At 28.4% G+C, this 4498-nt stretch carries 4 protein-coding genes; all 4 read right to left on the reverse strand.

The window, feature by feature from the left end; all coding sequences use genetic code 11:
• Positions 1-36: 36 nt before the first annotated feature.
• A complete protein-coding gene (locus tag HMPREF9129_RS06375; RefSeq protein ID WP_004821654.1) occupies positions 37-795 on the reverse strand; it encodes a hypothetical protein in 759 nt (252 codons plus the stop codon).
• 75 nt (positions 796-870) lie between these two features.
• Positions 871-1869, reverse strand: a complete 999-nt coding sequence (gene asnA / locus HMPREF9129_RS06380; protein WP_004821655.1) for an aspartate--ammonia ligase — start codon at positions 1867-1869, stop codon at positions 871-873.
• Positions 1870-1928: 59 nt separating this feature from the next.
• Positions 1929-2546: a zinc dependent phospholipase C family protein gene (locus tag HMPREF9129_RS06385; protein ID WP_040552690.1), complete on the reverse strand. Its 618-nt coding sequence runs from the start codon at positions 2544-2546 to the stop codon at positions 1929-1931.
• A gap of 65 nt (positions 2547-2611) precedes the next feature.
• A complete protein-coding gene (locus HMPREF9129_RS06390; RefSeq protein ID WP_004821659.1) occupies positions 2612-4270 on the reverse strand; it encodes a glycosyl hydrolase family 18 protein in 1659 nt (552 codons plus the stop codon).
• Positions 4271-4498 lie beyond the last annotated feature (228 nt).

Genomic DNA, 4498 nt, shown 5'->3' on the forward strand with positions numbered 1-4498 from the left:
CATTAAATACTCTACAAATTCTATAGATACAAATTTTTATTTATATCTCTTTATAACTTGATCATTAATGCCTTCCCAATAAGCATTTTCAAAAATTCTTATTCCATCTAAGTATAGGAATCTGACGATTTTTTTATTCAATCCCTTTAATTCTCTTCTTGTCAAATTAGAATTGGTTTCTTTAAATTTTTTACCACCGTCTAAGTTAAATACTAACTGCTTATCAACATGAGCATTTAAATTATAAACTTTTCTCTTTAAAACTTTTAAATTGAATTTAAAAACTAAATCATATATTTGCTTCTTTACGTTTGAATCATTTTTAAAATCATTAAGAACTTTAGCTTTTAATTCAAGAATCTCAGGTTTTAAAATTTCTTTATTAAATAACTTTTTCATATTGTATAATTCTTCAATTGTAAAATATTTACAAGTCATTATTTCAAGAAGATTTACAGATTTTTTAGCGTTTATTCCAGATCTATATCCCTCAAGATATACATATAATTCAAATCTATTTACATCATCATGTATAAGACTACTTAAATTATTAGCTATTAAATCTATACCTTCTTTATCCTTCAAAAACTTTAATATATCTTTTTTTAAATGCTTTAAAGATATATATGTCGGGCATATGTTATTAACAGATTCCTCAATTTGATAAATATTGAGAAGTATGTTTAGAGATTCAGAGTCATTATCGTATAAAAACTTTTCAATCAAAAATCTCTTGACATCTTTTAAACAAAATTTATAATTCAATTGTTCTCCATTGATATAAAGTTGCTCCATTAGTTTCCTCCAGATAATATCATTATACAATATTTATCATCTGTTGTGTTGTCAAATTTAAAATAACCTACAATTTTATAAAAGAATTATTCCATTCTTTTTACACTCTTCAATAGTATCCAAATCCCATACAGAAGCTTGTACTTCACCTATGTGTTTCTTCTCAAGAAAATACATACATAATCTAGATTGTCCAATTCCTCCGCCAATTGTAAGAGGCAAAGTATTTTCAAGCACTCCCTTATGATATTCAAGTTCTTTTAAATGCTCTCTTCCTGCTAATTTAAGTTGATTATCTAAAGATTCTTTATTTACACGAATTCCCATTGACGATACTTCCATAGCACTATTTATTACAGGATCCCAAAATAAAATATCTCCATTAAGTGACCAATCATCATAATCTGCACTTCTTGAATCATGTGGTTCTCCATTTGAAAGCTTCCCACCTATTCCTATTATAAATACTGCTTTTTTTTCTTTTACTATCGCATTTTCTCTTTCTTTAGAAGTCATATTAGGATATTTATTCAAAAGTTCCTCAGAAGTAATAAAGAAAATTTCTTCCGGTAGTTTTTTTGAAAGAACATATGGATATACTTGATTTATATATTCTTCAGCTCTTTTAAATACTTCAAAAATCTGTCTAACAGTAGATTTTAAAAATTCTATATTTCTATCTCCTGCTTTTATTATTTTTTCCCAATCCCATTGGTCAACATAAACTGAATGAATAGAGTCAAGTTCTTCATCAGGTCGTAAAGCATTCATATCAGCATACAATCCTTCATAATATTTAAATCCATATTCTTTTAGAGCATATCTTTTCCATTTCGCCAATGACTGTACAATTTCAACTCCAATTCCATATTTTCTGAAATCAAAGCCTACAGCTTTTTCAACTCCACTTAAATTATCATTCATACCTGTTTCAGGTCTTACCATAATTGGAGCTGAAATTCTTGCTAAATTTAATGTATTAGCTAAATCTCTTTGGAAGTAATCTTTTAAAGATTTAATTGCCATTTGTGTTTCTTTTAAGTCTAATTTTTTTACTTCTGAATTATTCCTCATTTTTTCCCCCAAAAAATTCTCCCATCGTCAAGATAGGAGAATTTAACAACAAATCTATTTTATATAAACTGATAACTCATTTCTTCATTATAAGAATGAATTGCTTCAATTATAAATGATGTTATTTTATAAGCTAGCAAAAACCCAAAATTTAAATCGTTCGAAAAACTAGGCTCACTATACATATATTCTGAAACTATTTTCTCAATGTATTCTTCAACAATACTTGTTAAATTTGAATCATTCGATACTTTTAACATTTCAAATTCCAATTTTTCAAACTCATGTGTCGCAGAATATCTATTTAATTCAGACTCATATAGCATATGCTCTCTCATATTCCCCATATATGTCTTCCTATATGCATGAGGATAACAAGTGTAGTCACATAAATAATGAGATATTATCCCTATTTTTCTTGAAAAATAATTATTTTGAATTTTGGTTAAGTCTTCAAGTTTAGAATACCTAAATAAATGTATTAAAAGAACTATTTCTTTTGAAATATACTTTATACTTTCATCTTTGTAATGTCTTATCATTCTATAATAAGGCAATACATCTGGAGCTACAGAGCCCCATGTAAGTTTATCTATATTTAAATTTATTTCGTATTCTTTTTTTATTTCTTCATTAACTCTTCGGACAACTCTTCTGTGTGTTTCAGCTAAAATAATAACACGCTCCTTATCAAGTTATAAAAGTATTTTATATCTCATTAAAGCTTTTGTCAAACAATGAGCTAAACATTTTGAATATCATTTAAAACATTTTTTATTGTTTGCCAAATATCTCCGGTCTCAAATCCTTTTCTCCAACTTGCTACTCCACCTAGTCCATATTTTCCAACTAAAGATGTCTTCCACTTTATTGACTCAGAATTTTCTACCCAAATTTTATAATGTTTTGAATTGAATGTGTATTCGGCATAGTCCTGTTTTGCTTTTTTATCCCAATCTATTTTTGCATTTTTTTCTTGAAGTATTTTATTTACTTGCCCCATTGACAGCGCATCACTCTTTAAAGTTTTATCATCTTCACTCCAAAGTCTAGAATAAAACGGAACACATAATATCAATTTTTCTTGTGGTATTTGATTAATAACTAAGTTTATATTTCCTTCAACCCAATTATACTCTGCAACAGAACCTGCTTTATCTGATGTTGACCAATGTTGATCATATGCCATTAACATGACATAGTCAGCAATCTTACCAAGCTCTCTTCTATCATAAGGTTCCTTCTTAACATTAGATGAAATTTGAGGTGTCACATCTACACTTACAAGTAAATTTTGTGAATGAAATACACCAGCTAATTCTCTTACAAATTGCGTTATTCCATCTCTATCCTCTATCTTTGTATTTTCAAAATCTATATTTATTCCCTTAAGTCCATATTGTTTGGTTAGCGAAAGAACTTTTTCTATAGCTTTTTCTCTTGAAGAACTTTTACTTAAAAATTCAGTAGTTAAATCAGCTTTAAAAGAATTATCTAAATAACCCCAGACATCAATTCCTAAGTCGTTATACTTTTTTACATAATCTTGTCTTCCTCTATCTATTATATTTCCTGAGCTATCAGCTACAGAAAACCATGTAGGACAAATTACATTTACACCTTGAAGTTCTTTAATTCCACTCACAGTATCATCTGATTGCTTAGCATAAGTATAGTCCCATGTTAAATTGAGAGGGGCCTTAGCCTCTCTCTTCTTATTTTCTTTTTCAATTTTAAATCTATTTTTAGGTAGCTTTACTTCAAGTTTAGATTTAGATATATAACCTGCATATCCTTCAACTTCTCTAACTTTGTAAAAATCTCCTTCTTCTCCATAAACATAAACTTTATCATCTTTTTTCAAGATAGATACTATAGGAGATTTTGTGCTATCAGACTCTCTCATATTAAGTCCATCTCCTGGAGAAATGCCTACTGCGTACTCTACATTGTCATAATCCATAACTAATAAATTCTTATTTTCAATGAATTTTAAAGTCACAGGATAATCATATACAAATGCTTCTATCGGAACATAAATTTTTGAATCTTTTTCTATTATAGGATCCCTAAGACCTATTTTTTGTGAATTTAATACACCTTCTTTTGCTCCTACTTTAATTCTTTTAGTTCCTTGTTCATTTACAAAAATAACAGTCTTTTCATTTTCATCATATTTCACACTATTATCTATATATTCTTTTATAAAGTCTAATGATAAATAGTATTGTCCGTCTATTTTGTCAAATTCACCTTTTTTTATCTTATCTCCTTCAACAACAAAGTTAAAACCTTGATAAGCTTTAGAAGTTTCTCCAGAACCTCTTCGGCTCAACATAAATAAACTTCCTCCAATACCTGCAACTATTAACAATAGTAGTATAATAAAAAATTTCTTCATATTCTAACTCCTTTAATGATTATATTATAACTATAATCATTAAAAATTAAAAGCTAAATAAATTCTGAGTATTTTCCAACTTATAAGACATAATCGAGTAGGGACTAACTCGTAGCCCCTCTCACACCACCGTACGTGCCGTTCGGCATACGGCGGTTCAATTCAAGTAATAATCCAAGCAACTTAGAAGTCCTCGCTTTGCGAGGATTTCTTTGCCATCCACTCTGG

The organism is Peptoniphilus indolicus ATCC 29427, from assembly GCF_000227315.1.
In the GTDB taxonomy this organism is placed as follows: Bacteria; Bacillota; Clostridia; order Tissierellales; family Peptoniphilaceae; genus Peptoniphilus; species Peptoniphilus indolicus.

Bases quoted from the DNA above. Each gene is read 5' to 3' on its own strand.
- HMPREF9129_RS06375 (WP_004821654.1), bottom strand. From the start codon at position 795: ATGGAGCAACTTTATATCAATGGAGAACAATTGAATTATAAATTTTGT.
- asnA (WP_004821655.1), bottom strand. From the start codon at position 1,869: ATGAGGAATAATTCAGAAGTAAAAAAATTAGACTTAAAAGAAACACAA.
- HMPREF9129_RS06390 (WP_004821659.1), bottom strand. From the start codon at position 4,270: ATGAAGAAATTTTTTATTATACTACTATTGTTAATAGTTGCAGGTATT.